The 23,802-nt window shown below is 66.8% G+C and carries 21 protein-coding genes; 15 read left to right on the forward strand and 6 right to left on the reverse strand.

Annotated elements, in window-relative coordinates; all coding sequences use genetic code 11:
- Nucleotides 1-37: 37 nt before the first annotated feature.
- Nucleotides 38-442, reverse strand: a complete 405-nt coding sequence (locus tag ACQ5SA_RS02860; RefSeq protein ID WP_230110081.1) for a MerR family transcriptional regulator — start codon at nucleotides 440-442, stop codon at nucleotides 38-40.
- Between the two features lie 64 nt (nucleotides 443-506).
- Between ACQ5SA_RS02860 and ACQ5SA_RS02865 the strand changes: the two genes are divergently transcribed.
- Nucleotides 507-1,334, forward strand: coding sequence for a class I SAM-dependent methyltransferase (locus ACQ5SA_RS02865; protein ID WP_499312546.1), 828 nt, complete (start codon nucleotides 507-509; stop codon nucleotides 1,332-1,334).
- An 85-nt stretch (nucleotides 1,335-1,419) separates the two neighbouring features.
- Here the strand turns inward: ACQ5SA_RS02865 and ACQ5SA_RS02870 are convergent, their stop codons facing one another.
- The 4 genes from ACQ5SA_RS02870 to ACQ5SA_RS02885 form a co-directional block, all read right to left on the reverse strand.
- Nucleotides 1,420-1,710 (reverse strand): DUF6959 family protein, encoded by a 291-nt coding sequence (locus ACQ5SA_RS02870; protein ID WP_170929478.1) that lies wholly within the window; start codon nucleotides 1,708-1,710, stop codon nucleotides 1,420-1,422.
- Between the two features lie 121 nt (nucleotides 1,711-1,831).
- Nucleotides 1,832-2,671, reverse strand: a complete 840-nt coding sequence (locus ACQ5SA_RS02875) for an OmpA family protein (protein WP_499312549.1) — start codon at nucleotides 2,669-2,671, stop codon at nucleotides 1,832-1,834.
- Between the two features lie 62 nt (nucleotides 2,672-2,733).
- A complete protein-coding gene (locus tag ACQ5SA_RS02880; RefSeq protein WP_499312551.1) occupies nucleotides 2,734-7,305 on the reverse strand; it encodes a YadA-like family protein in 4,572 nt (1,523 codons plus the stop codon).
- 717 nt (nucleotides 7,306-8,022) lie between these two features.
- Nucleotides 8,023-9,003, reverse strand: coding sequence for an AraC family transcriptional regulator (locus ACQ5SA_RS02885; protein WP_499313308.1), 981 nt, complete (start codon nucleotides 9,001-9,003; stop codon nucleotides 8,023-8,025).
- A gap of 693 nt (nucleotides 9,004-9,696) precedes the next feature.
- Between ACQ5SA_RS02885 and ACQ5SA_RS02890 the strand changes: the two genes are divergently transcribed.
- The 13 genes from ACQ5SA_RS02890 (at nucleotide 9,697) to ACQ5SA_RS02950 (ending at nucleotide 22,295) form a co-directional block, all read left to right on the forward strand.
- The gene (locus ACQ5SA_RS02890) at nucleotides 9,697-9,879 is read left to right on the forward strand and encodes a Flp family type IVb pilin (RefSeq protein ID WP_025878547.1); all 183 of its coding nucleotides are present in this window, start codon (nucleotides 9,697-9,699) and stop codon (nucleotides 9,877-9,879) included.
- 95 nt (nucleotides 9,880-9,974) lie between these two features.
- On the forward strand, nucleotides 9,975-10,520 hold the full coding sequence (locus ACQ5SA_RS02895) for an A24 family peptidase (protein WP_499312557.1): 546 nt from the start codon (nucleotides 9,975-9,977) through the stop codon (nucleotides 10,518-10,520).
- Entirely contained in the window at nucleotides 10,517-10,990 is a 474-nt protein-coding gene (locus ACQ5SA_RS02900; protein WP_499312560.1) for a TadE/TadG family type IV pilus assembly protein, read from the forward strand. The genes ACQ5SA_RS02895 and ACQ5SA_RS02900 overlap by 4 nt, the downstream gene beginning before the upstream one ends.
- Nucleotides 10,991-11,014: 24 nt before the next feature.
- Entirely contained in the window at nucleotides 11,015-12,064 is a 1,050-nt protein-coding gene (gene cpaB, locus ACQ5SA_RS02905) for a Flp pilus assembly protein CpaB (protein ID WP_499312563.1), read from the forward strand.
- 18 nt (nucleotides 12,065-12,082) lie between these two features.
- Entirely contained in the window at nucleotides 12,083-13,441 is a 1,359-nt protein-coding gene (locus ACQ5SA_RS02910; protein WP_499312564.1) for a type II and III secretion system protein family protein, read from the forward strand.
- A 28-nt stretch (nucleotides 13,442-13,469) separates the two neighbouring features.
- Nucleotides 13,470-14,726: a CpaE/TadZ family protein gene (locus ACQ5SA_RS02915; RefSeq protein WP_343245329.1), complete on the forward strand. Its 1,257-nt coding sequence runs from the start codon at nucleotides 13,470-13,472 to the stop codon at nucleotides 14,724-14,726.
- A complete protein-coding gene (locus tag ACQ5SA_RS02920; RefSeq protein ID WP_089235920.1) occupies nucleotides 14,711-16,060 on the forward strand; it encodes a TadA family conjugal transfer-associated ATPase in 1,350 nt (449 codons plus the stop codon). Before ACQ5SA_RS02915 ends, ACQ5SA_RS02920 begins: the two co-directional genes overlap by 16 nt.
- A 2-nt stretch (nucleotides 16,061-16,062) precedes the next feature.
- Complete coding sequence (locus ACQ5SA_RS02925; RefSeq protein ID WP_499312567.1) at nucleotides 16,063-17,004, forward strand: type II secretion system F family protein; 942 nt, start codon at nucleotides 16,063-16,065, stop codon at nucleotides 17,002-17,004.
- 28 nt (nucleotides 17,005-17,032) lie between these two features.
- Nucleotides 17,033-17,962, forward strand: coding sequence for a type II secretion system F family protein (locus ACQ5SA_RS02930; RefSeq protein ID WP_230110331.1), 930 nt, complete (start codon nucleotides 17,033-17,035; stop codon nucleotides 17,960-17,962).
- A 5-nt stretch (nucleotides 17,963-17,967) separates the two neighbouring features.
- A complete protein-coding gene (locus tag ACQ5SA_RS02935) occupies nucleotides 17,968-18,852 on the forward strand; it encodes a tetratricopeptide repeat protein (RefSeq protein WP_499312568.1) in 885 nt (294 codons plus the stop codon).
- A complete protein-coding gene (locus ACQ5SA_RS02940) occupies nucleotides 18,849-19,331 on the forward strand; it encodes a DUF3613 domain-containing protein (RefSeq protein WP_499312570.1) in 483 nt (160 codons plus the stop codon). The genes ACQ5SA_RS02935 and ACQ5SA_RS02940 overlap by 4 nt, the downstream gene beginning before the upstream one ends.
- Nucleotides 19,332-19,339: 8 nt before the next feature.
- Nucleotides 19,340-21,490, forward strand: a complete 2,151-nt coding sequence (locus tag ACQ5SA_RS02945; RefSeq protein ID WP_499312572.1) for a TadG family pilus assembly protein — start codon at nucleotides 19,340-19,342, stop codon at nucleotides 21,488-21,490.
- A gap of 100 nt (nucleotides 21,491-21,590) precedes the next feature.
- On the forward strand, nucleotides 21,591-22,295 hold the full coding sequence (locus ACQ5SA_RS02950) for a DUF2968 domain-containing protein (RefSeq protein ID WP_353098390.1): 705 nt from the start codon (nucleotides 21,591-21,593) through the stop codon (nucleotides 22,293-22,295).
- 55 nt (nucleotides 22,296-22,350) lie between these two features.
- Here ACQ5SA_RS02950 and ACQ5SA_RS02955 read toward each other — a convergent pair whose 3' ends face one another.
- Nucleotides 22,351-22,740: a hypothetical protein gene (locus ACQ5SA_RS02955; RefSeq protein WP_499312573.1), complete on the reverse strand. Its 390-nt coding sequence runs from the start codon at nucleotides 22,738-22,740 to the stop codon at nucleotides 22,351-22,353.
- Nucleotides 22,741-22,932: 192 nt separating this feature from the next.
- On the opposite strand from ACQ5SA_RS02955, the gene ACQ5SA_RS02960 reads away from it, so the two are divergent.
- On the forward strand, nucleotides 22,933-23,757 hold the full coding sequence (locus ACQ5SA_RS02960) for an alpha/beta fold hydrolase (RefSeq protein WP_499312575.1): 825 nt from the start codon (nucleotides 22,933-22,935) through the stop codon (nucleotides 23,755-23,757).
- Nucleotides 23,758-23,802 lie beyond the last annotated feature (45 nt).

The following is a 23,802-nucleotide window of genomic DNA, read 5'->3' on the forward strand; positions in this document are numbered from 1 at the left end:
GTCGGTAGTTCATCCACGCATGGCGTGGATCTACCGCTCATGCATGCGCCAGGCGCTGCTGCGCGCGCAGCAGTCTGCGGAACGAGGCGCAGCGCCGCGCATCCTCGGCGTGTGGACAGGCCGCAGCCCGCCGCAACCGATCCTGCACCCGCTGCAGCTCGCGGATCTGGCGCTGCAGCGCGTCGGCCTGGGCCAGCAATGTCGTGCGGTCCAAAGCAAGCCCTGCCCCCTGCGGCATCGCCGCGCCGATCTGCTGCAGCGACAGACCCGCAGATTGCCCCAAGCCGATCAATGCCAGTCGTTCCAGCACCTGTTCGTGGTATTGCCGGCGCAGGCCGCGCCGCCCCAGCACCTGCACCAGGCCCAGCTGCTCGTAGTAGCGCAGGGTCGAGGCCGGTACGCCACTGCGGCGGACCACCTCACCGATATCCAGTTCCTGCATCGTGCTTGACCTCAAGTGGGCTTCAAGCGCCACCATGGTCGCACTCCCCGCGCAAGGCAAGCCCATGGCCGATTCACTCCCGCTCGATCAGAACACGCTCTGGAATGGCCCCGCTGGCGAGAACTGGGTTGCGCAGCAGGCCATACTGGACAGCTTGTTCCAACCGATGGCCGATGCCCTGCGCGACGAACTGCCGGCTACCGTCACGGAACTGCTGGACATCGGCTGTGGCACCGGCGCCAGCACGCTGACCGCCGCCACGGCGCGTCCTGATGCGCATTGCACCGGCGTCGACATCTCCGCACCGATGCTCGCCCTCGCCCGCCAGCGTGCCGTCGCGATGGGGCGCGACATCGACTTCATCGTTGCCGACGCGCAGCGCCATGCCTTCGCGACAGCGCGCTACGACTGGATCCAGTCGCGGTTCGGGGTGATGTTCTTCGAGGACACGCAGGCCGCCTTCGCCAACCTGCACCGTGCCGCCCGAGCCGGTGCAGGCCTGCGCTTCATCGCCTGGCGCAGCGCACAGGAAAATCCGTTCATGACCACGGCCGAACGCGCTCTTGCAGACCAGCTGGCGCTGCCAACGCGAGCACCCGGTGCGCCAGGACAGTTCGCCCTCGCTGATGGCGAGCGGGTGCGCCAGCTGCTGCAGAGTGCCGGATGGCAGAACGTGGACGTATCGCCGCTGGACCTGACCTGTTTCCTCACCCGTGATGCGTTGACCAGCTACGTCGGCCAGCTCGGGCCCGTGGGCCTGGCCCTGCGTGCGCTGCCGGCCGAACGCGCCGATGCGCTGCTGCAACAGGCGCTGGCCGCGTTCGCACCCTTCATCGAAGAGGATCGCGTGCGGGTGGAGGCCGCCTGCTGGATGATCCGCGCCCACGCCTAGCAACAGAAAAGGGGACGGAGGGGATTACGTCGTTCATACCCCGGTTGTGCGGGAAACAACGTAATCCCCTCCGTCCCTTTTTTCTCTACAGCGCCTCGCCTGCATCGGCCAGGCGCGATTCGATCAGCGCGTACCACTGCTCGAGCATGTCGACCAGCATGTCCAGCTCGGCATCGGCGCGCTGCGCGCGGCCGCTGCGCAGGCAGGCCTGCGCCTCCTGCAGCTGGGTGAGGAAGCCGGCAACGGTGTCGGCCTGCAGGATCAGGCCCGGCAGTCGGCGCCCGGGAATGCGCACGACCGCATGGTTGCCGAGCTGGCCGTACACGCTGAGAGTGGCTTCCGTCTTCATGGACAAGGGCAGGAATTGGGCATTCATCAGGTGCACCAGGGAAGAAACCTGCCCACCGGCAGGCGTGGAAAACGGGGGAGACGTTTCCACGTCCTGCCGGCAGAACAGGGGGGACTCGGGATGCCGGGGCATGCCCCGGCACGGGGATTCAGTGCGCTCGGGCCACGCCGGCGATCTGCACCCGGCGGTTGGGCGCCAGGCAGGCGATCAGTTCGCGCCGGTTGCGCTGGGCGCACTGCACCAGCGGTTCCGCTGCGCCCCGACCTTCGGCACTGATGCTCGCCGCTGATACGCCGCCCTGGACCAGGGCCATGCGCACCGCCTCGGCACGCCGCTGCGACAGCGTCTGGTTGTAGGCAGCGCTGCCGATGCGGTCGGTGTAGCCGACCACCTGGATCGACTGCACCTGGCTGGCCTCACGCACCTGCGCCAGCACACCCTGCACTGCCTGCTGGCCGGTGGCACTGAGCACCGCACTGTCGAAACCGAACAGCGCATCGGCAGCCAGTCGCAGCGGCTGCTCCGGCAAGGGCGCCGGCGGTGGCGGCGGCGGCGGTGGACGCGGCGGGTCGAGTACCGCTGCGCAGGATTCAGGCTTCCAGTAGCCACCCTGGGCGACGCCCTTGTTGTCGAAGCGCACCTGGAACTGGCAGGTGAAGTATTCGGCGCCCTGTGCGGTGCGGAAGTTGAACAGGTAGTTCCACTCGCGCACGCCCCACATGCCTTCATTGAAGTGCGGGGTGCCGAGCAGCGTATACAGCTGGCGCTTGCTCATGCCCGGCGCGAACCGGCGCAGGTCGGCGATATCGGGATAGATGCCTTCCTTCAGCGATGCCTTGCTCGCCTCCGGGAAGGTGACGGCAGTACTGCCGGCGGGACCGTCGGCGGCCGGTGCGTGGCTGCGGCAGGCAACCAGCAGTCCTGCGGCCAGGATCAGGCCCAGCGTGGCGGCGACGCGGCCACTGCGAGCGATGCGATGCGATTTCATGTCATTCCCCCTGTAAACGTTGCCCGCTGCGCCGGGCCGCAAGTGCGACCCGGCGCGGGCGATCACCACTGGATGCCGGCACCGACGGCCACACCGGCCTCGCCACGGCTGTTGGTGGAACCACTGAACTTGTAGATCCAGCGCCCGCCCTCGGACACACCGGAGATGCCCAGGGCCACGCCGGACTCGCCGTTGTAGCTGCCGGCGGCGATCGAGGCCATGTTGCGGCCGGCTTCGCTGGGCTGCGGCAGCGACGCGGTTGCCATCGCCGAGGCGATACCGGCCGAAGCACGGTTGTCGGTCTTGCGCAGGTCGCGTTCGAAGCCGCCCATGCGCTCATCGGTGTAGGCCTTGGACCAGTCCAGCGTCTGCGCCATGCCCGACTTCAGCTGGTCGACATTGACCGCGTCGGTACCGGCGGTGCCGGCGGCGACGTTGCGCACCGTGGTCGGGCCACTGCTGGTGCTGCCCAGGGTCACGCTGTTGTAGTTGGTGGCGCCGTTGGTGGTGGTGTCATAGCGGATCGTGCCCTGCTGCGAAGCCTGCAGCTGGCGCACGTTGACCGCATCGGTTGCCTGCGAGCCATCGGCCACGTTGACCACCTGGCGTTCGGCACCGGCTGCACCCACCGACACCGTATTGGCGCGGTTGGCGACCGAGCCTGCACCCAGCGCCACCGAGTTGTCGGCCTGCGCCTGCGAACCATTGCCCAGTGCGGTCGAGTTCGCCCCGGCCGCGGTGGAGCCGGCACCGCCTGCGGCGGAGTTGGCACCGCTGGCGGACGGATCAGCCAGGTTGTTGCTGTTGTTGGCACGGAAGCTGCCGGCGACGTTGGTGATGTTCTGGATCTTCTGGTCGGTGTAGGACTTGGACTGATCGATGGCGTAGTTCACGCCATTCTTCAGCTGGCCGACGTTTGTCGCGTCGTGGTCGTCGGAGCCATCGGCCACGTGGGTGATCTTGCGCTCGCTGCCGCTGCTGCCCACAGCGACTTCACCGGACGAGTTGCTGGCACCGGTCTGGCCGTAGGCGCCGGTATAGCCGGTCTGCGCGCCGACGCTGGCCACCGAACCGGCACCCAGCGCAACACTGTTGCCAGCGCTGGCATTGGCGCCGTTGCCGACCGCCACACTGCCCGCGCCAGCGGCACTGGCCTGCGGGCCGACCGCCAGTGCTTCGGCGCCGGTGGCCGTAGCCGCTGCGGCGGTGGAGTTGACCGCCAGGTACGGGCTGCCGCCACCGTTGCTGATGCGCTGGTTGAGCACCCGCAGCGAGCCATCCACTGCGGAGAACGCCGCGGTGACGTTGCTGTAGTCGTTGCCGGTGATGGTGCCATCGGTGGCGATGGTGGAGATGTTGAAGGTCGGCGCGGTCCACAGCCCGGTGCTGCCGTTGTACACGGTGCTGCCACCGAAGTAGCTGGCCACGGTCTGGTGGGTGCTGAACAGCTGGTCGCCAGTGATGGCATCGCTGCTGCCCGCCAGGATGCTGCCAGCAGCCACGTTGGTGACTTTCACCGGTGCACCGCCGGTACCACTGAGGGTCACGGTATCGACCACGTTGCCACTCCCATCCACGTCGTACTTCACTGCGCGCTTGTCCAGGTCATCGGTCTGGTCGGCAACATTGGCCAGCGAATTGCTGACCGCATCGAAGGCCGTGCCGACGTCGTTGTAGCTGCCCTGGCTGACGGTGCCATTGGCGGCGACGTTGTTGAGCGTGTAGGTCGGCGCGGTGACCACGCCATTGGCATCCACCGCAGCGCCGCCACCCAGGTGGGTGGCTACGGTCTGGTTGGCCGCGAACAGCTGCGCGCCGTTGATCGCTTCGCTGCTGGCCACGCTGATCTGGCCCGGGCCGAGGTTGCGCAGCGTGGTGGCCGTGCCGGTCCGGCCAAGCGTGGCGCTGCCGTAGTTGATGCTGCCGTCACCGTTGACGTCGTAGCGCAGCGCGCCCCCTTCCGAGGCCTGCAACTGCCCCAGATTGACCGCATCGGTGCTGGCGGTACCGGCGGCGACGTTGGTGACCTGGCGTTCGGCGCCTGCGGCACCGATCGACACGCTGTTGGCCCGATCAGCCAAGCTGCCGGCACCGACGGCGATGCTGTTGGCGGCGGTTGCGCTGGCACCGGCGCCGACGGCGATGGATTCAGCGCCGCTGGCCACAGCTTCAGCACCGGTCGAATTCACCCGCAGATACTTGGTGCCGGTGTTCCGGATGTCGTTGATCTGAGTGTTGAGGTTGACCAGCGAGCCGTCCACGGCATCGAAGGCGTCGGTGACGTTGTCATACAGCCCCGAGGCCACGGCGCCACCGGTGGAGATGGTGCTGATCTCGAACAGCGGTGCGGTGAAAGTGCTGGTGAGCGGATCGAATGCTGCGCGTCCACCAAAGAACTTCGCCATGGTGTCGTTGCTGGCGAACAGCTGCGCACCGTTGACTGCTTCACTGCTGGTGGCGTTGACCGCGCCGGCGGCCAGGTTGCCGAGCGTGGTGGTGCCGGTGCCATTGCCGAGGGTGACACGGCGATAGTTGGGGTCGCCTGCACCATCCAGGTCATAGGTGACCGCCGCCGCACCGACCGCATCGATCTGGCTGATCGCGCCCTTCAGCTGGGCCACGTTGACCGCATCGGTGTTGGCGCTGCCGGCCGCCAGGTTGGTGATCTGCCGCTCGCCGCCACCGGCGGTACCCACCGACACTTCGCCGGCCGACACCTGTGCGGTGGTCAGACCGTAGGCGCTGTAACTGGCCTGGGCGCCGCGCAGTGCAGCCGAGCGGTAGCCCAGCGCCACCGAATTGGCCTGGTTGGAGGTGCTCTCTGCGCCGAGGAGTGTCTGCCCGTTGGCGGTGCCGCTGGCACTGTCGCCGACCACCACCGAGTGGCCCATGCGTGCTGCATAGTCGGCGGTGGGAACACCGGTCGGATCGCTCGGATCATTGGCGCCCGCACCGGGGAAGGCGACATTGGCATCCACTTTCGGCAGTTCATGGCGGGCGTTGGCGCCGATCACCACTTCTTTCGAACCGTTGGCATAGGCGCCATCGCCCATCAGCACCTGGTAGTCCTGCGCGGCATTGACCGCCCAGCAGGAGATGTCGGCCAGCGCGATGTCCAGGCACTTGGCCGCCCAGGCCGGCGAATCCTTGGGCAGCAGCAGGCCCAGCAGGCCACCGGGATTGCCGTTGTTGATGTTGTAGATGTAGCTGTCGGAGGTGACGCCGCCGATCAGGGTCAGGTGCGAGCTGCCGCCGGTGACCGCGCCGCCCAGTCCATTGAGCGTGGTGCCGACCGGCGTGGCATTGACCACCGGCAGGCCGAGCACGTTGACCGTGGAATAGGTCTGCATGACGTTGGCGGTGCTGAGCTTGAGGTTGCCGTTGGACAGGTAGCCGGTACCGCCGAACAGGCTGGCGGTGGTCGGACCGAGCAGTTCGGTGACACCGCCCACCAGGCCACCGGTGCCGATCACCAGACCCGCATTCGGGTCGGAAGCGGCCGGCGCCTTCGGGCTGGTCGGCGGAATGGCCGACGGCGAGGTCAGGCCGAGGCTGCCCAGGGTATTGCCGACCAGGCCACCGACGGCGCCGCCGAGGTTGTTGACGGTGCCGGACAGATCGCCATTGAGCAGGCTGCCCACCGCATTGCCGACGCCGTTCAGCGCAGTGCCGACGCCGTTGAGCAGGCCGCCCAGACCCAGCGCGCTGTTCTGCACGCCAACGGTTGCCGTGCCGGCCAGCTTGAGGTTGCGATCGGCGACGAGTTCCTCGCCATCCTTGCCCTGCACGCGCACCTTGCCCGCCACACCGGCATCGAACGCGGCAGTGATCGCGCGGTCATCGGTATCGCCCGGCAGTTCTTCCTTGGCGGGCAGTGCGACCGTAGCGGTGGCACCGGCCTGGCCTTGTCCTTCGATGTGGTTGCCGGCCACGACCAGGTGCGAATCGACCTTGCCATCCACGGCTGCCTTCAGCCCGGACGGCGTTGCACTCACTGCGGTGGCAACGTGGGTGCCGCCATCAACGCTGGCAACCGGCGTACCGGCGATGCCGACGTTGGCTTTTGCTGCCGCGTTGGCAGACAGGCCCAACGGTGCCTGCGCAGCCGGTGCGACGTTCGCGGCGAGCGCGGCATCGACACGGGTGGCAGCAACACTGCCAACACCGATGTTGGCGCGTACGTCGGCAGCCAGGGCCGGTGCCGGCACTTGATTCGGTGTGGCGCCGGCCGCCAGCTTGACCTGCACGGTTGCCGGCAGGACGTCGCGCACGATCGGCAGCGAGGTCGTGCTCAGCTGCAGGCCGACGCGTGCGTTCGCACTGATCGCCGGGTTTGCCTGGGCCTGTCGTGCGGCCGCTGCCAGCGCCACTTCGGCATCGACCTTCACCGGCATCGGCTGGGTGTACTTGGCTGCCAATGCCTGCAGATCGCGCAGCGATTGGCTGGACTCTGTTGCCGCCGCAGGCCCGCTGGCCAGCACGCACAGCAGTGCCAGGGCCAGGGTGCTGGGCACCAGGAGGCTGGCGCGACGGTCGCGCGGTGCGGTACCACCGCTATCGCCGGTGGCCAGTTCCGAGGCCACAACCAGAGCATTGAGCTGGCGGTTCCATACACGCCGGTAGATGCGGTTCATGAGCATTTCCCCCGTAGGCGGACAACTTGAATGTCAGTGGACTTGCCGTTAGGCAGGTGACTGACATTTCGCGCCTTTCAGGGAGGGCTGAGCACTTCATTCCGGCAGGGCAATCGCGCATTCCGGCAAATCCACGGCCGGATTCGGCAGCCGCATATGCAAAACCGGCAGGGAGGGCTGGCCGGGCTGCGCCCGGCACCCGCAGAGGCGAAAACCAAGGCCAAAGCCAAAGCAATAGCCGGCTCTGGGTTTTCTGTCGGTTGGCGGGGCGGTGTGGGCTTGCAGGACACGCCGTAAACCCATCCATGGGGGCTCGATGGCGCCATCCATGGCGCCAACGGTCCTGCAAGCCCACACCGCCCCACCTGTGACAGTTTCCCTATGACGGTTGGATCTGCCGTCGTGCATTCACTGTCGACATGATCGATCTTTGATTTTCAGTGATTATTTCGATCTAAATCGAAATTGATGATCTGACTTTCCCTCGGCCGGGCATGGTCCGGCGCTACATCTAAAGCGCGCGGGAAACTGTCGAAGGCGGGGTGGGTCCGGTTGCGGGGGTGTCCGCGGCATGGATGCCGCGGCCAAGCCCCCATGGATGGGTTTACGGCGTCCCCCGCAACCGGACCCACCCCGCCATGCCACAGGAAACCGGCTTTGGCTTTCGGCCGTTGCCGTTGCCTCTGCGGGAGCCGGGCGGCAGCCCGGCCGATACCCTCAGGCGGGTTGGCCGAGCTGTGCGGGCGCGCGCATCAGGGTGTCGCGCGGCAGTTCGCCAAATACCTTGCGGTAGTTGTCGGCAAAGCGCGACAGATCCCACAGACCGCAGCTGAGGGCGATGGCCTTGACCGAGCGCCGGTTGGAATCGGCCATCGACAGGCTGCGGCAGGCTGCGCAGAGCCGCAACATCGACAGATAGCGATTTGGCGAGGTGCCGAACAGATCCTCGAACGCATAGCGCAGGCCGCGTTCGCTGACGCCGGCTGCGTCGCAGATTTCATTCATGTAGATATTGCGCCGCAGGTTGAGGCGCATGAAGTTCTCCGCCCGCTGCGCGATCAGGTAGTGCGTGCGGCGGGCACGACTGCAGCTCGGCCGGTCGGCTGGGCCGGCACCGAGCAGCGCCTGGATATGCTCATGCAGCAGACGCTCGGTTTCTTCCGCTTGCAGCGCGCCGCCCTGCCCCAACTGTGCATGCAGTTGCTGGTAATGGCGGACCAGAGGCATTGCATCATCGCCAAGGTTGAACAGCGAAAGTGCCTGCCCCGCCGGCGGTGTACTGCGCAGGCTCAGTTCGGTCAACTTGCGCTGCACGCGGGCGACCGGCACCAGCATCAGCGTCATCTGCGTACCGGGGCTGAGCGTGAATTCACTGATGCCTTCAGGCATCACGGCCAGCGCCATGCCCGGCATCAGCGGCACGCCATGGCACCAGCTCATTGCATCATCGGTGGTGTGCAGGTAACCGAGCATCGCCCAGTCCGGGGGCAGCATGAATCGGCCGCGACAATGGAAGCCGCAGGTGATACTGCAGAACAGGGCTTCCTCATGAACGCGCGAAGCGAATGCCGCGCGCGGACCATTGCCATCAAGCAGCAACAGCTCCACATCGCACACGCGGAGCACGCCGCTCAGCGTGGCCAGGTCGATCGACCTGAGATCGCCGTCGTCGTTGTCTTCCACCCCACCATCGACCATGACAGTGTCGTCCCCCCGTTTTGGTCTGCTGCACGACCCCGCCCCCACTGCCTGACAGGGCGCACGCCGTTTCCAAGAGCATCGTCCGTTGCCGTGATGGCCGCTGCGAAGTACGTGCGTCCACCCCTGAAAATGCAAAACCTTGAATGCGAGTATGCCCGATAATCCGCAGCCGTAAACAGGATGTTTCGACACCGTCGGATTATCGACTGCGTGAAGAAAATGTATGTGCGAATGGCACGGTTTTCGCATGCGCGCTGATTGACCTCACATTATCTGCACGACCATGAATCGTTTTGCGCAGGAACGGATTTGCGTCACAGATCCGCGCCTGAATATTCAGCAATTCACCGAATCTGCCGAATTTGCATATAGGTTCCGGTTGCAGGGAACCGCCATTCAGGCAAAGTCGAATACACGGTGATCGGGCACGCAGATAGCGGCCACACCCAGGGGGACAGCATGACCATGCACTTGCGAAATACCGTTTCGACCACCGGCCCGGTGCCGTGCGGTCGCGGTTGCGCGGCCGCTGCCCTGCCCGGGAATGATCACCCTGCTTGAGCACAGCGGGATTGCCCGCCGTGCCTCCTCCGCCAGGATGGCAGAGGCCTAAGGACGGTCCCGGCGGAGCCGGGCCACCGCCCATGCAGGTGTCCTGCAGTAACTGACAGGTAGAGGGAGACAACCGTCATGAACGCATCGATCCGCAAGTTCCTTAAAGAAGAAGATGGCGTGACCGCGCTCGAATACGGGCTGCTGGCCGCCGTGATCGCCGGCATCCTGATCGTGGTGGGCAGAACCCAGATCACCGCATTCTTCACCACGTTGTTCACCCGCCTGCAGGCCATCGCCACCGACGCCACCACCACCTAGCCGTGGGGTGCAGCACCTGCGGTCGCTTCGATGGCGACCGCGGTGGGCGATGAAGGGGTCTGCAGCTGTCCAATGACGGACGAAGAGGGTGTGCGATGACACTGCTGGGATTGCTGGCCATGGGAGTGTGCCTGCGGATCGCGATCAGCGATCTGTATGCCCGCCGCGTGCCCAACACCTGGCTGCTGGCGGCGTGCGCGATCGCCGTGCCCCTGATCATCGCCAACCAGTTCAATGCAACGCGCACGACCTGGGCGCCACACCTGCTGGGCGCGGCACTTGGCCTGCTGGCGCTGCTGCCGTTCTACGCGGTGCGCTGGATGGGCGCCGGCGATGTGAAGTTCTTCGCTGTGCTCGGCCTGCTGCTGGGCTGGAAGGCATTGCTGCCGGTATGGGTGCTTGCCAGCCTGGCCGCAGGTGCCCACGCCATGCTGGTGATCATCGGACGGCAGTTGGCCGGCCACCTGCCGCTGCGCCTGCAGATGCAGGTAGATCGCGCCAGCACGCACTGGAATGGCCACCCTGCCCTGCGCGAACTGCAGGCCGCGCGGCAGGGTCGACAAGGTATTCCCTACGCAGCCTACCTGGCCTTCGCGGCGATTGGCTGGGTGTTGGCAACTACTTATGGAGGCCTGGCATGAAAGCGTTCGCGCGTCGCCGCCAACGCGGCGTTGCCAGCATCGAGTTCGCGCTGATGCTGCTGCTCGGCCTGGTGCCGCTGTTGCTGTTCACCTTTTCCGGCGTGCTGATCATGGCCGCGCAGCAGACCCTCGCCACGGCTTCGGCCGAAGGCGCGCGCGCTTCGCTGCGCTATGGCAGCGCCGGTGAGCGGCGCACCGCAGCCTGCCTGGCGGCACGCCGCTCCATGCAATGGCTGTTGCAGTTTTCCAGGCAGAACCCGGACTGCAGCGCTGGCGGCTCCGGCGCCATCGTGGTGTCGGCACAGGCGCCCTGCGCCGGCCTGGCGACGGTGCAATGCATGACCGTAACCGTGAGCTACGACTACAACTCCCACCCCTTCCTGCCCGGCACCGCCACGCTCTATGGCTGGGTGATGGGCGCCCCTATTCGCAGCGTCGCGGTCGCTCAGCTGGACCTTGGCAGCAACTGACGATCGGTACAGGAGACGATTTCCATGCTCAAGTTGACCCGCATCGCCGCCATCGCTCTGATCGCGCTCGCCGTGCTGCTCGCCGTGGTGGCCTTCGTGATCGGACGCAAGCCTGCGGCCTCGGCGGACAATCCGAGCACGATCGTAAAGGCCGATGCGCAGACCTTCAGTGTCGTTGAAGCCACCGCGCGGCTGCCTGCCGGCGAGCCGATCAGCGCCAATGGCGTGCGGCTGACACAACGCACCGCAGAAGTGCCGGGGGCGGTGGCCGACCTGGCAGCGGTGGTTGGCAAAGTGCCGGTGCAGGACATCAGCGAGGGCAGCGCGATCGGCGCCAGCCTGCTCGCGCAGGGCTTCTCGCTGCAGCTGCGGCCGGGCGAACGGGCACTGGCGGTGCCGGTCGATGAACTGGTCGCGGCAGGCAACCGCATCCTGCCCGGCGATTTCGTCGACGTCTTCCTCAACCTGCGCAGCGCTGCTACCAGCTACAACGGCCAGCAGGACATCGCACAGACCCGTTTGCTGCTGTCGCGCCTGCGCGTGCTCAGCTACGGCCAGCAGGATATTGCGGTGGCACCCAGCACTGCCCAGGGTGAGGCACCGGCCACGGCCAGCAACGACTCACGCGCTGCCGATATCACCAATGGTTCCAGCAGCGCCCACAGCAACGGAAACGGCAGCGATGCCACACAGCCGGCACGCACCGCGGTGCTGGCGGTACCGGTGGCCGATGCCAACCGCCTGCTGCTCGGCGCGCAGCAGGGCAAGCTGTTCCTGGCCCTGCGCAATCCCGCCGATACCGGCCTGCCGGACCTGGCGCTGTTCCCGCAGGCGCGCGGCGTACTGGACCCGGTGCGCGGCCTGGACAACGAACAGCAGCAGGCCCTGCAGCGGCCGGAGAACAACGCCTATGCCGGCCTGGACGGCGACGCACTGGCGGGCCGCGGCAGCAGCGTGCAGCGCAACGCTCACGAAACGCCGGCGCGTGCACCGGTGCAGCGCCGCTCGACACCGCGACCGGCGGGCATCGAAATCATCCGCGGCGACACTGCCGCCCCCCGTGGCTCCCTTTGACACTTGCCGAGAGCGCACATGACTGAACGTCGCTACTGCCTACGCCCCTCTGTCCGCCAGCGCTGGCTGGCCCTGCTGCTGGTGCTGCTGGCACCGGGTGCGAGCGTGGCTGCCGACGATCTGCTGCTGCAGACCCGCGAGCAGCGGCCATGGACACTGCCGGCCGACCTGGAACGGGTTGCCATCGCCGACCCTGGCGTGGCTGACATCGTGATGCTGCGGGGCGCGCGTCAGGCACTGCTGGTCGGCAAAGCCCCGGGCACCACCACCCTGCTGCTGTGGCACCGCAAACAGAGCGAACCGCAGCGTGTACAGGTGCGCGTGCAGAGTGCCGTGCAAGGCGCTGCCGATACCGGTTCCAACGGGCTGGTGTTCACCCAACAGGACCACCAGGGGCTCCTGCAGGGAAGCAGCGACAGCGTGCTGGCGCACATGCAGGAACAGAAGACCGCGGTGATGGCGCTGGGCAAGGATGGCAGCCTGGCCGACGCATCCACCATCAGCAGCGGCGGCGTGGTGCAGGTCGAGGTCAAGGTGGTCGAATTCAACAAGACGGCGCTGAAGCAGATCGGCATCAACTTCCAGAACCGCAACGGTGGTTTCGCCTATGGATTCGCCCGACCGGGTGGGCAGCTGCCAGGCAACACCGGCATCCTGCCGGGCATGAAGGAAGGCGAGTCCAGCAACGAAAGCGAATCACCGATTTCCTCGGCGTTCCGGCTGGTGTTTGGTTCGACCAAGGGCCTGTGGAATGCCGACGTGGACCTGCTGCAGGCCAACGGAATGGCGCGCGTGCTGGCCGAGCCGACCCTCGTTGCGCTGTCCGGGCAGAGCGCCAGCTTCCTGGCCGGTGGCGAACTGCCGATCCTGGAGCCGCAGGGGCTCGGCACGACCACGGTTACCTACAAGCCCTTCGGCATCGGCCTCACCGTTACCCCCACCGTGCTATCACCGAACCGCATTGCGCTGAAGGTTGCACCGGAAGCCAGCGACCTGGACTACACCAACTCGATCGCGCTGAACGGCGTGCAGATTCCTTCAATCACCACCCGCCGCGCCGACACCACCGTCGAGCTTGGCGATGGTGAGAGCTTCGTCATCGGTGGTCTGGTCAGTTCCACCGTGGCGTCGACGGTCAACAAGATTCCCCTGCTCGGCGACCTGCCGATCATCGGCACGTTCTTCCGCAACTTCGACTACAAGCGCCAGGACAAGGAACTGGTGATCATCGTCACGCCGCGGTTGGTACAGCCGATTGCCCGCAATACCGAACTGCCGCTGCCCGGCGATCGCGAGGCCAAGCCGAACATGCCCGAATGGGGTGCGTGGCTGCTTGGCCCGATCAGCCGCGACCCGGTGCCCGGCTTCTCGCGCTGACCCACATGACGTCTCCGGTACCACGCCCATGCCCTACGCCACTGCCCTGCCGCTGCACCCGCAAGGACCACCGATGAACCTGGTCCTGTACGGGATCGACCGTGAACTGCTGCCACGCCTGGCTGCCAAACTGCCGCCGGCCACGGCACTGCATTGGCAGGACAGCGGCGAGCCGACCTCGGCACAGGACCTGCAGCGCGGCCCGCAGAACCTGGTACTGCTGGATTTCCGTCCGGAGCATGCATCGGCATCTACGGTACTGGCCCAGCAGTTGCAGCAGACCCAACCCGAACTGACCCTGGTGGCCGTCGGCGCCACCAGCGCCGGCCAGGTGGAAGGCGTGGTGATGGCGCTGCGCGCCGGCCTGCGCGATGTGCTGGACCTGGACAGCGACAACACCGGCATCGAAGCCGCCCTGCGCCGCGCACTGTCCCCGCGCCCCGCCGCAAGCCCGCAGCAGGCACACAAGGCGCGGCTGATCGTGCTGCTGGGCGTGCGCGCCGGCGTCGGCACCAGCACCTTGGCTGCACATCTGTCGGTGCTCGCACAACAGACCCACACGCTGGCCCAGGGCGATGCGGCCGTGCAGGACGGACTGCTGATGGAGGTGGCGCAGCCCGCCGGCGACCTCGCCCTGTACCTCAACCTCGACAGCCGCTTCCATTACGAAGACGCATTGCGCAATGCCAGCCGCATCGACGCCACCCTGGCGCGCACGGCGATGGCCCGGCATCCCAGCGGCCTGGTCCTGCTCGACCGCGCCAGCGGCAGCGACGCACTGCCACCGTCCGATCCTGGCGCGTTGCTGCAGCGCCTGCGCAGCGTGTTTGCCAGCGTGCTGTGCGATGCCGGCGGCTGCCCGCTACGGCAGTTGCCGCCGCTGTTGCTGGACCAGGCCGACGAAATCTGGCTGGTGGCTGACGCATCCATCGCTACCCTCGTCTCGCTGGATCACGCCCTGAAGCACCTTTCCGGCCAGCGCGATCGCGAGAAGCGGCTGCAGCTGCTGATCAACCGCCACGACGACAACAGTGGCATGAGCCCCGAACAGATCGCGCGCCGCTTCGAGCTGCCGCTGCTGGCCACCCTGCCCGAGCGGCCACGGGTACGCACGGCTGCCAGCCATGGTCATCTGCTGCTGCAGGATGCGCCGCGCGACCCGTACCTGCGTGCCCTCGCCCCGCTGGTGCAACGCCTGGATCCGGCTGCCTGCCCGGTCCAGACGCATGGCCTGCGGGAAAGACTTGCCCTTGCCCTGGGTGGATCGCAATGGAAGACAAAGTGACCCCGTTCCCGCACGTTGTCGCCCGCAACTCGGTGCCGGAACATGCACCGGGCAGCCTGCCGTTCGCACAGACCGAGCAGTACCAGAAGGTGCTGTCGGCCGCGCACGAGCACCTGCTCAACAGCATCGAAGACGAGCGCATCGACATCGATTCCTGGGCCCCTGACACCATCGCCCGCTGGGTAGAGGTGCAGACGGTCAGTTTCATCCAGGAATGGCGCATCCCCATCAACGAGGAAGAAATGCAGGTGGTGGCCGAAGGCCTGGTCAAGGAGCTGACCGGGTTCGGCCCGCTCGATGACCTGCTGCATGACCCCACCATCGAAGACATCCTGATCAATGGCTTCAAGGATGTGCATGTCTCCCAGGGCGGGCAGCTCAAACGCGCGCCACAGCGCTTCACCGACGACACCCACCTGCTGCGCATCCTGCGCCGCATCATCGCCCCGCTCGGCCGCCGCCTGGATGATTCCAATCCGATGGTCGATGCGCGCCTGCCCAATGGCGGTCGCCTCAACGCGATCATCTCGCCGTTGGCGGTGGACGGACCGATGGTGTCCATCCGCAAGTTCCGCAAGGACCCCTTCACCCCCGACGAGCTGCTGGCCAAGGGCACCTTCGATGCACCGATGCAGGCGCTGCTGAAGGCGATGGTGCTGGGCCGCTGCAACATCCTGGTCTCCGGCGGCACCAGCTCGGGCAAGACCTCGCTGCTCAATGCGCTGGCCAGCTATGTGCCGGCCAACGAACGCGTCATCACCGTGGAAGACACCGCCGAGCTCTCGCTCAACCACCCGCACGTGGTGCGCCTGGAGAGCCGCATCGGTGGCGCCGAGGGCCAGGGCGCGGTCAGCATCCGCGACCTGGTACGCAACAGCCTGCGCATGCGCCCCGACCGCATCGTGGTCGGCGAGGTGCGTGGCGCCGAGGTGCTGGAGATGCTGCAGGCGATGAACACCGGCCATGACGGATCGATGGCCACCATCCACGCCAACTCGCCGCGCGACTGCCTGTACCGCATCGAGATGCTGGCCGGATTCGCCGGCTTCCAGGGCAGCGAAGACAGCCTGCGCCGGCAGATCGCCAGCGCCATCGACTTCATCGTGCAGATCTCGCGGCTGGGCAGCGGCCGCCGCGTGCTGGTGTCGATCACCGAAATCACCGGCGTCAGCGACAACCTGATCACCACCCAGGAGATGTTCCGCCACGAAGTGCAGATCGATGGCAGCGGCAAGGAAACCGACCGCTGGATCGGACTCGGCTTCCAGCCGCATTCGCACAAGCTGGAGCCGTTCCGGCAGTTGCTGCGCGAATCCCTCTACGGAGATTTCTGAGCATGAGTACCGGCCTGCTGCTGGGTGTGCTGAGCATCGTGTCGGTGCTGCTGGCGCTGGCCGTGTGGTTGTGGGGCACAGCCAGCACCCGCGAACAGCGCCAAGCGTCCCTGCAGCATGCCGAGCAGCAGCTGGCGCGCGGCACCGGCCCTGCCACCGCAACCTCCGACGCGGCGCGGCAGGCACCACTGCCTCCGCCGGGCCGACGCACCCTACCCTGGGACGGACTGCTGCAACGGGCCGGCCTGACGCCGGGCTGGAAGCTGCCACTGCTGATGCTGCTGCCAGGCATCGCCCTGTCCGCATTCGCGGTGCTGCGCCTGGGCACCGCCTGGATGTTCCCGCTGACCCTGCTGCTGTACCTGCTGGGCTGCTGGCTGTGGCTGATGCGCCGCACCGGCAAACTGCAGGCGCAGCTGCTGCACCAGCTTCCGGACTTCCTCGACAACCTGGTGCGCCTGACCGCGCTCGGCAACAGCCTGCAGGCCGCCTTCCAGGTCGCCTCGATGCAGACCAACGCACCGCTGCGTGGCCTGCTCGACACCACCGTGCGCTACGCCCGTGGCGGCATGGACCTGGACCGCGCGCTCAACCTGGCCGCACAGCCTTATCGCATGGACGTGCTGAAGGTGCTGGCGGTGGTGATGGGCGTGAGCGTGCGCATCGGCGGCCGTGCCGACCAGATCCTGCAGCGCATGGGCGACTTCATGCGAGACCTGGAACAGGCGCAGCAGGAGCTGGCCGCGACCACGTCGGAGACCCGCATGTCGGCGTGGGTACTGGGCTTGCTGCCACCGGCCAGCGCGGTGTTGATGGCGATCTCCAGCCCCGAGTTCTTCCAGCCGGTGCTGCACGATCCGCTGGGCCACAAGATTCTGCTGATCGCCCTGTGCATGGAATTGACCGGCGCCTTCCTGCTGTACCGCCTGGCCAAATCGCTGTGACCATTCCCACCCACGCAGGAGGCATCCAATGAGCGCCAGCATCTGGTTCGTGGCCGCCCTGCTGGTGTTGGCTGCCGGCGTGGCCCTGTTGGGGCTCGGCAGCTGGGTGCGCGGGCATCGCGAGGACCGCAGCGCGGCAACATTGAAAACGGCGCTGCGCCCTCGCGAAAACGAAGACGGCGCTGCCGATGCGCGGAAGGATTCACTCGGCTGGCTGGAGCAGTTCGGTCGTGGACTGAGCGGCGGCCGCCTGGAAACGGCCCTGCTGGCTGGTGAAGATCGCCTGCTGTTGGACTTGGCTGGCTGGAACACCCGACGCGGCACCGCCATCTACCTGGGCCTGCGCCTGCTGCTGGCGGTGCTGGTGCTGGGTATCGCGCTGGCGATCAGCGATGCCACGGGACTGTCCAGGATCATGGTGGTGATCGGCGCGCTCGCTGCCGGCCTGCTGCTGCCGAAGTTCGCGCTCAGCGCCTGGGTCAAGCGGCGGCGGCGTGCCGTGAACAATGAACTACCGCTGTTGATCGACCTGCTGCGCCTGCTGCAGGGCGTGGGCTTCAGCATGGATCAGAGCCTGCAGACACTGGGCGACAAGCTGCGCGACGCACTGCCGGTACTTGGCGGGGAAATCCAGGAAGCAAATGTGTCCTACACCCACGGACGCACGCGCGCGCAATCACTGCGGCGGCTGAGCGATGTGTACGGCGACGACGACCTGTCCAGCCTCGTGCAGTTGATCCTGCAGGTGCACGCGCATGGCGGCGCCGTGCAGGAACCGCTGCGCCAGTTCAGCATCCGCCTGCGCGAGCAGCGCCGCAACGCGCTGAAGGAAAAAGTCGGAAAGCTCTCGGTGAAGATGACCGTGGTCATGATGCTGACCCTGCTGCCGGCACTCATGCTGGTGCTGGCCGGACCGGCGCTGGTCGCGCTGGCCACTACCTTGTCGAAAATGGGATGACCTTCATGCCTGTCCTGCGCCCCACCTGCCTGCTGCTCGCCCTGGTTGCCGCCGCTGCCGGCTGCAGCTCCACCACGCCGAAGTACCTGCGTGCGCCGAGCCTGGCCGAGCCGACGCCGGCCCCACAGGACAGCCGCAACGCCTATCTGGAGCTGATCCAGCGCATGCAGCTGCAGGGCGCCTGGTACGCTTCGCTGGCGCACGTGGATGCCTTCCGCCAGCGCTACGGCGATACCCCGGCGCTGCGACTGCTGCACGCCGATGCACTGCGCCAGACCGGCCAGATCGATGCGGCGCTGGCGTTGTACCGCGACCTCGGCAATGGCCCCCAGGCTGCGGCCGCCGCGCACGGCATCGGCCTGATCGCCGCCCTCCGTGATGATGACGACGGCGGCGAGCAGGCACTCGCACGTGCCACCCAGTTGAACCCGCTGAACACCGATTATCTGGGCGACCTGGGCTATGCACGGCTGCGCGCCGGTCGCTTCGAACAAGCACGCGAGCCGTTGGCCAAGGCGCTGGAACTGTCGCCGGGCAACGCCAAGGCCACCGCCAATCTCGCCCTGTGGGCGCTGCTGCGCGGCGACACGGCCACCGTCGAACGACTGGCCCAGCAGGCCAGCTTCAGCGAGGAAACGCGCCGCAGCGTCGAGCAACAGGCACAGCAGATCCGCGCACGGCTGCAGCAACGCCAGGCAGCTACCACGGCGGCAGCGGCGGCAGCGACACGACCGGTTGCCTCCGCACCCGTCAGCCCCGCCACCACAGGCCCGCGCCTGGCCGCTGAACCACGCCGTGATGGCCGTGACGAACGCGATTCACCACGACTGCCGCCCTCGATGCTGGAACGCTTCGGCACTACCGACCATCCCACCGGGAACACGCCATGACCTCGACGCCGCTGATCCGCTGCCTGCTGCCGATGCTTGCCGGCTTGTCTTTCGCTGCGGTTGTGCAGGCGCAGACGCCGCAGCAACCGTTGACCGGGCAGATGCTGGGCGGCGCTGCGCCCGCGCCGGCAGCCGCGCCCCTGCACAGCGAGCCGTTGGCCACCGTGGACGTATCGCCGCTGCCGGCCGCTGCGACCGCCGCAGACCCCGCAGCCCCTGCAGCCCCTGCATCCGCTGCAGCCACGCCTGATTTCGGCGGCACGCAGCTGCGGCCCAACACCTCACAGATCGGCGACACCACACGCAGCCTGTTCCGCCTGCAGGCCTCCGGCGAGGTAGCTGGCGCGCGCCTGCCGATCCTCGGCGACCAGGCCACATCCAGCTACGCGCGTTACCTGAAGAGCTTCCAGTACGACATCCCGCAGTTCTTTGAAACCGACGTCGCCAAGTCTGCAGGATCCTCCCGATCCGGACGCTGAGGTCTGCCATGAACCGAGCACGCCATATCAGCTTCAGTCGCCCGCGCGGCGGCATGTCGGTCACCATGATGCTGGTGATGATCGCGTTGCTGGCAATGCTCGGCCTGATCGAAATCGGCTTCCTGTTCTGGGCCAAGCGCGATGCACAGAAAGTGGTCGATCTGGCCGCGCTGGCAGGCGCACAACGGCTGGACCTGTGCAGCGCCAACAATGCCGACAACAGCGCCGCCCGGCAGAACGCGCTCGCGCAGAACCGCTTCCGCGGGCAGGTGCAGATCCAGTGTGGCAACTGGAATGCCAGCCGCGGAACGGCAGACCACTTCAGCCCGAGCGTGGACGCCAGCAATCCGCGCAACGCGGTGCGCGTCATTGCCGAACGCGGCGTGCTGCCGTTCTTCGGCCAGAACCGCACGTTGCCCACTCTGCGCGTGCAGGCGGTGGCCAAGCGCTCGGAACCCACGGCGGTGTTCGCGGTGGGTTCGCAGCTGCTGCGTACCAATGGCAACTCACCCTTGATGGCAACCCTTCGCCTGGTCGGCCTGGACGTCACCAACGCGACGGTGCTGTCCTACGACGGTCTGGCCCAGGCCACCATCACTCCATCAGGGCTGCTGGCCGCACTGGGCATCCCGGTCACCGCTGACCTCAGCGTGGCCGACTTCAACCGGCTGCTGTCGATCAACCGTATTTCGCTGGCACAGCTGGTCAATGCCACCGCCACTGTCGTTGGTCGCGATACCACTGTCGGCGTGCAGCTACAGGCGCTGTCCAACCTGGTCGGCACCCGGCTGGACATCAACCAGCTCAATATTCTGCTGGGCAGCCAGAACGGTGGCGGTGGTCTGTTCGCGCAGGTGATTTCGCCGGACGGCACCATCGGCAGCGCGCTGGAATCGCGGGTCAACGTGCTGGATCTTGTCACCGCCGCGATCTCCATCGCCAACGATGGCAATGGCGTGCAGGTGCAGGGCTTGAACCTGCTGGGCATCGACGTCAAGGCCGGCGTGGTGGAGCCGCCGTCGATCGCCATCGGTGGTGTCGGCGCACGTGCGTACAACGCGCAGGTGCGGCTGATGGTGGACGTGGACAGCGACCGCCTGTTCGCGATCGGTCCGCTGTTGAACCTGCTGGGTACCCGCCTGCATCTGCCACTGCACGTGGATGTAGCCAATGCGATGGGGACCTTGACCAGCATCCAGTGCGGGGCGACGCCGCCCACGGCCACCGTCCAGGTCGATTCCTCGGTGCTGCGAGCCTGCGTCGGCAAGGTCAACGCGGCCGATCGCTTCTCCAAGAGCAACGTCTGTGACGCGACCCTGCAGAACGAGCAGTTGTTGAAGCTGCTGGGGCAGCCCTTGATCAATGACAAGATCACACTGCCGGCGCTGACCAGCACGCAGAGCCTGACCCTGGCCGCCGGCCAGACCGGCTCCACCCGGATCAACCCGCTGGCCGTCGGCACCGCCGTGTCCGATCTGGTCAACGAACTGCTGCGCGTGCTGTCAGGCATGCTCAGTTCGCCCAAGCAGGGCATGAACGCCAATGACACCGCCAAGGCATTGGCCGACCGTTACCTGCAGGCCGCCTTCCCCAGCGGCGGGCGCTACAACGTGGACCAGGTGATTCCGTTGCTGCGCGATGGCGATCCGTCACGCAACCTCGCACCGCTGGGCAACTGGACAGTCACCAAAGGTGTACCCAAGCCCTGCCTGCTTGGCCTGACCACCTGCTGGGAAGATGGCTCGGTGTGGACGGGCTATCGCACCACCGTGACCGGCCAGGGCCTTGGGTTGCTCGACGGCCTGCTCGGCTCGCTGGTCGGCGGCCTGCTGATCAACCGCTGCGACAGCCTGCTGGGCAACCTGATCGACTACAACGGCTGCGTCCGCACCAACCTGGCGTCCTACATCCAGACCGCCCCGGCCGGATTCCTCGACGGTCAGAACGGCGGCGGGGTAACCACACCGGGCAACAACGTGACCTGCAGCGGACTGCTGTGCGCGCTGCTGAACCCCGTACTGGCCGCGCTCAAGCCGGTGCTCAACAGCGTCGGCACCCTGCTGACCAACACCCTGGCCAGCCTGCTCGGGCTGGAACTGGGCCGCACCGATGTCAGCATGCAGTCGATCCAGTGCAGCTCGGCGCAGCTGGTCTTCTGAGCCGCGCGGGCGCCGGTTGGCGACGTCCGCGCCCATGCTAGACTCGCGGCGGGGAACCACTTTCAACTCAACCCACACTACATCCGTGGATGGTCTAGACATGCGAGAAACTTCAGGGGGCACCGTCTTCGCCCGGTATCCGCGCGGCGCAGCACTGCTGGCCGTGGCCATGATCGTGGTAGCGCCGTCGGCGCTGGCCGCACGTGGCGATCGCACTGCCACCGTCGAGCCGGCCAAGACCGCACCGGTGGTACGCAACACCGTCGACGAACTCAAGCAGTTGATGGATGCGCAGCAGCTTACCGAGCTGCGTACTACCTACAACGGCAACTACGGCGCCAGCCTGCTGTTCAACGCCAATACCCTGACCTACTACGTGGCCCTGTTCCAGGAGAAGAACTTCTGGCGGGTGATCAAGACCGATGCCGTCGACAACGCCGAGCGTGTCTACCGCACCTTCGCGCAACAGTCCGAACAGCTGGCGCAGGTCTACATCGACACCACCCGGCTGGAAGCCGGCAAGCGCTACACCGAGCGCCTGGTGGCCTACAACGAAGAACGCCTGCGCACCCTGCAGCAGGAAATGGAACAGCAGCAGGCGCAGTCGGCGCAGGTCAGCGCAGCGCTGCAGCAGGCCCAGCAGCAGGCGGTCAGCCTGAGCACCGACGTGCAGAGCACCAACAGCCAACTCGATGCGCTGCAGCGCCGGATCCAGATCCTGCAGGCCGAGCAGGGCAACCCGGAGCTGAGCCTGCCCAAGCCGGATGCAGCAGCGGCGCCGGCCGCCGCCAGCGACGGCCGCTGAGGCTTACCCGGCTGCAGACCAGAACGGCACCTTCGGGTGCCGTTTTTCATTGTGCTCAACGACAGGCCTCGCGTACCGCGTCATCCAGCTGCCTGCGCTGCAGGTAGTCGAGCCTGCGCGGCTTGGCCAGCGTCTTCACCTGCTGCTGGCGCGCCCGCTCGCACGCTTGCGGGTCGGCCGTGATCGATATCAGCGCGCCCTGCGCGCGCCCGCGCCGTGGCGTCCGCGTGGTTGCGCTGCGGGCAGGCGGCACGGCCGAAGGTAACGGCCCGCGCGCCTTCGACTCGGCACTGGGCACTTCCCAGCGCCACTCCGCCCGCCCCTGGCAGGGCGTCTGCTGGTAGACCGGATGCTCGCCATCGGTGCATTTGTAGACGTTGGTCTGCGCCGCCGCGACAGCCGCCAACAGCAGTCCGGGCAGCACTCCCCACATCGGCATCTTCATGACTGGCCCTCGCGCGTCCGATGGCCATGGTTGCCATCAGCACCGAGCTGCCGCCAGAGCGAGTCGCGTCAACGCAACGAACCCGTCAATCCGCCACAGCCGTGCAATGCACTCAGCCCATCCTGCGCTGTACTGCCGCAGGCGCCGGCGAACCCGCAGGCGTCTTCCCTCCCTTCCGCCAAGGAACCTGCAATGAGCAATTTCGTGACCGTCAACGATGGCGCACGCATCTTCTACAAGGACTGGGGCACCGGTCAGCCCGTCGTATTCGCCCATGGCTGGCCGCTGTCGTCCGACGCCTGGGACCCGCAGATGCTGTTCATGGGCCAGAACGGCTACAGGGTGATCGCCCACGATCGCCGCAGCCATGGCCGCTCCAGCCAGACCTGGGACGGCAACAACATGGACACCTACGCCGACGACCTCGCTGCCGTTCTGGATGCGCTGGACGTGAAGGACGCGATCCTGGTCGGCCATTCCACCGGCGGTGGCGAAGTGGCTCACTACATCGGCCGCCACGGCAGCACGCGCGTGGCCAAGGTGGTGCTGGTCGGCGCGGTTCCACCGTTGATGCTGAAGACCGCCAGCAATCCGGCCGGCACTCCGCTGGAGGTCTTCGACGGCATCCGCAAGGGCACCGGTGGCGACCGGTCGCAGTTCTTCAAGGATCTGGCCACGCCGTTCTTCGGCGCCAATCGTGATGGCAACAGCGTCACCCAAGGCATGCGTGATTCGTTCTGGCTGCAGGGCATGCTGGGCGGCGTGAAGGGCCAGTACGACTGCATCCACGAATTCTCGGAAGTGGACTACACCGAAGACCTGAAGAAGATCGACGTGCCAGCCCTGGTCGTGCACGGCGATGACGACCAGATCGTACCGTTCGACGCCTCGGCCAAGCTGTCCTCGCAGATCATCAAGGACGCCGAACTGAAGGTGTATGCCGGTGCACCGCACGGCCTCACCCTTACCCATGCGGATCAGTTCAACGCCGACCTGCTGGCGTTCGCACGTAAATGACGTATCGCGGCGGCGCTCCGGCGCCGCCGTGCCTGCGGTAGTGCC

Origin of the sequence: Stenotrophomonas indicatrix (assembly GCF_050573115.1) — a bacterium.
Classification (GTDB): domain Bacteria; phylum Pseudomonadota; class Gammaproteobacteria; order Xanthomonadales; family Xanthomonadaceae; genus Stenotrophomonas; species Stenotrophomonas lactitubi_A.

What these genes read in the sequence shown, in the direction of transcription:
- ACQ5SA_RS02880 (WP_499312551.1), bottom strand. Translation starts at nt 7,305, where the DNA reads ATGAACCGCATCTACCGGCGTGTATGGAACCGCCAGCTCAATGCTCTG.
- ACQ5SA_RS02900 (WP_499312560.1), top strand. Translation starts at nt 10,517, where the DNA reads ATGAAAGCGTTCGCGCGTCGCCGCCAACGCGGCGTTGCCAGCATCGAG.
- ACQ5SA_RS02920 (WP_089235920.1), top strand. Translation starts at nt 14,711, where the DNA reads ATGGAAGACAAAGTGACCCCGTTCCCGCACGTTGTCGCCCGCAACTCG.
- ACQ5SA_RS02950 (WP_353098390.1), top strand. Translation starts at nt 21,591, where the DNA reads ATGCGAGAAACTTCAGGGGGCACCGTCTTCGCCCGGTATCCGCGCGGC.
- ACQ5SA_RS02915 (WP_343245329.1), top strand. Translation starts at nt 13,470, where the DNA reads ATGCCCTACGCCACTGCCCTGCCGCTGCACCCGCAAGGACCACCGATG.
- ACQ5SA_RS02885 (WP_499313308.1), bottom strand. Translation starts at nt 9,003, where the DNA reads ATGGTCGATGGTGGGGTGGAAGACAACGACGACGGCGATCTCAGGTCG.
- ACQ5SA_RS02930 (WP_230110331.1), top strand. Translation starts at nt 17,033, where the DNA reads ATGAGCGCCAGCATCTGGTTCGTGGCCGCCCTGCTGGTGTTGGCTGCC.
- ACQ5SA_RS02870 (WP_170929478.1), bottom strand. Translation starts at nt 1,710, where the DNA reads ATGAATGCCCAATTCCTGCCCTTGTCCATGAAGACGGAAGCCACTCTC.
- ACQ5SA_RS02940 (WP_499312570.1), top strand. Translation starts at nt 18,849, where the DNA reads ATGACCTCGACGCCGCTGATCCGCTGCCTGCTGCCGATGCTTGCCGGC.
- ACQ5SA_RS02925 (WP_499312567.1), top strand. Translation starts at nt 16,063, where the DNA reads ATGAGTACCGGCCTGCTGCTGGGTGTGCTGAGCATCGTGTCGGTGCTG.
- ACQ5SA_RS02960 (WP_499312575.1), top strand. Translation starts at nt 22,933, where the DNA reads ATGAGCAATTTCGTGACCGTCAACGATGGCGCACGCATCTTCTACAAG.
- ACQ5SA_RS02865 (WP_499312546.1), top strand. Translation starts at nt 507, where the DNA reads ATGGCCGATTCACTCCCGCTCGATCAGAACACGCTCTGGAATGGCCCC.
- ACQ5SA_RS02955 (WP_499312573.1), bottom strand. Translation starts at nt 22,740, where the DNA reads ATGAAGATGCCGATGTGGGGAGTGCTGCCCGGACTGCTGTTGGCGGCT.
- ACQ5SA_RS02860 (WP_230110081.1), bottom strand. Translation starts at nt 442, where the DNA reads ATGCAGGAACTGGATATCGGTGAGGTGGTCCGCCGCAGTGGCGTACCG.
- ACQ5SA_RS02945 (WP_499312572.1), top strand. Translation starts at nt 19,340, where the DNA reads ATGAACCGAGCACGCCATATCAGCTTCAGTCGCCCGCGCGGCGGCATG.
- cpaB (WP_499312563.1), top strand. Translation starts at nt 11,015, where the DNA reads ATGCTCAAGTTGACCCGCATCGCCGCCATCGCTCTGATCGCGCTCGCC.
- ACQ5SA_RS02910 (WP_499312564.1), top strand. Translation starts at nt 12,083, where the DNA reads ATGACTGAACGTCGCTACTGCCTACGCCCCTCTGTCCGCCAGCGCTGG.
- ACQ5SA_RS02890 (WP_025878547.1), top strand. Translation starts at nt 9,697, where the DNA reads ATGAACGCATCGATCCGCAAGTTCCTTAAAGAAGAAGATGGCGTGACC.
- ACQ5SA_RS02875 (WP_499312549.1), bottom strand. Translation starts at nt 2,671, where the DNA reads ATGAAATCGCATCGCATCGCTCGCAGTGGCCGCGTCGCCGCCACGCTG.
- ACQ5SA_RS02895 (WP_499312557.1), top strand. Translation starts at nt 9,975, where the DNA reads ATGACACTGCTGGGATTGCTGGCCATGGGAGTGTGCCTGCGGATCGCG.
- ACQ5SA_RS02935 (WP_499312568.1), top strand. Translation starts at nt 17,968, where the DNA reads ATGCCTGTCCTGCGCCCCACCTGCCTGCTGCTCGCCCTGGTTGCCGCC.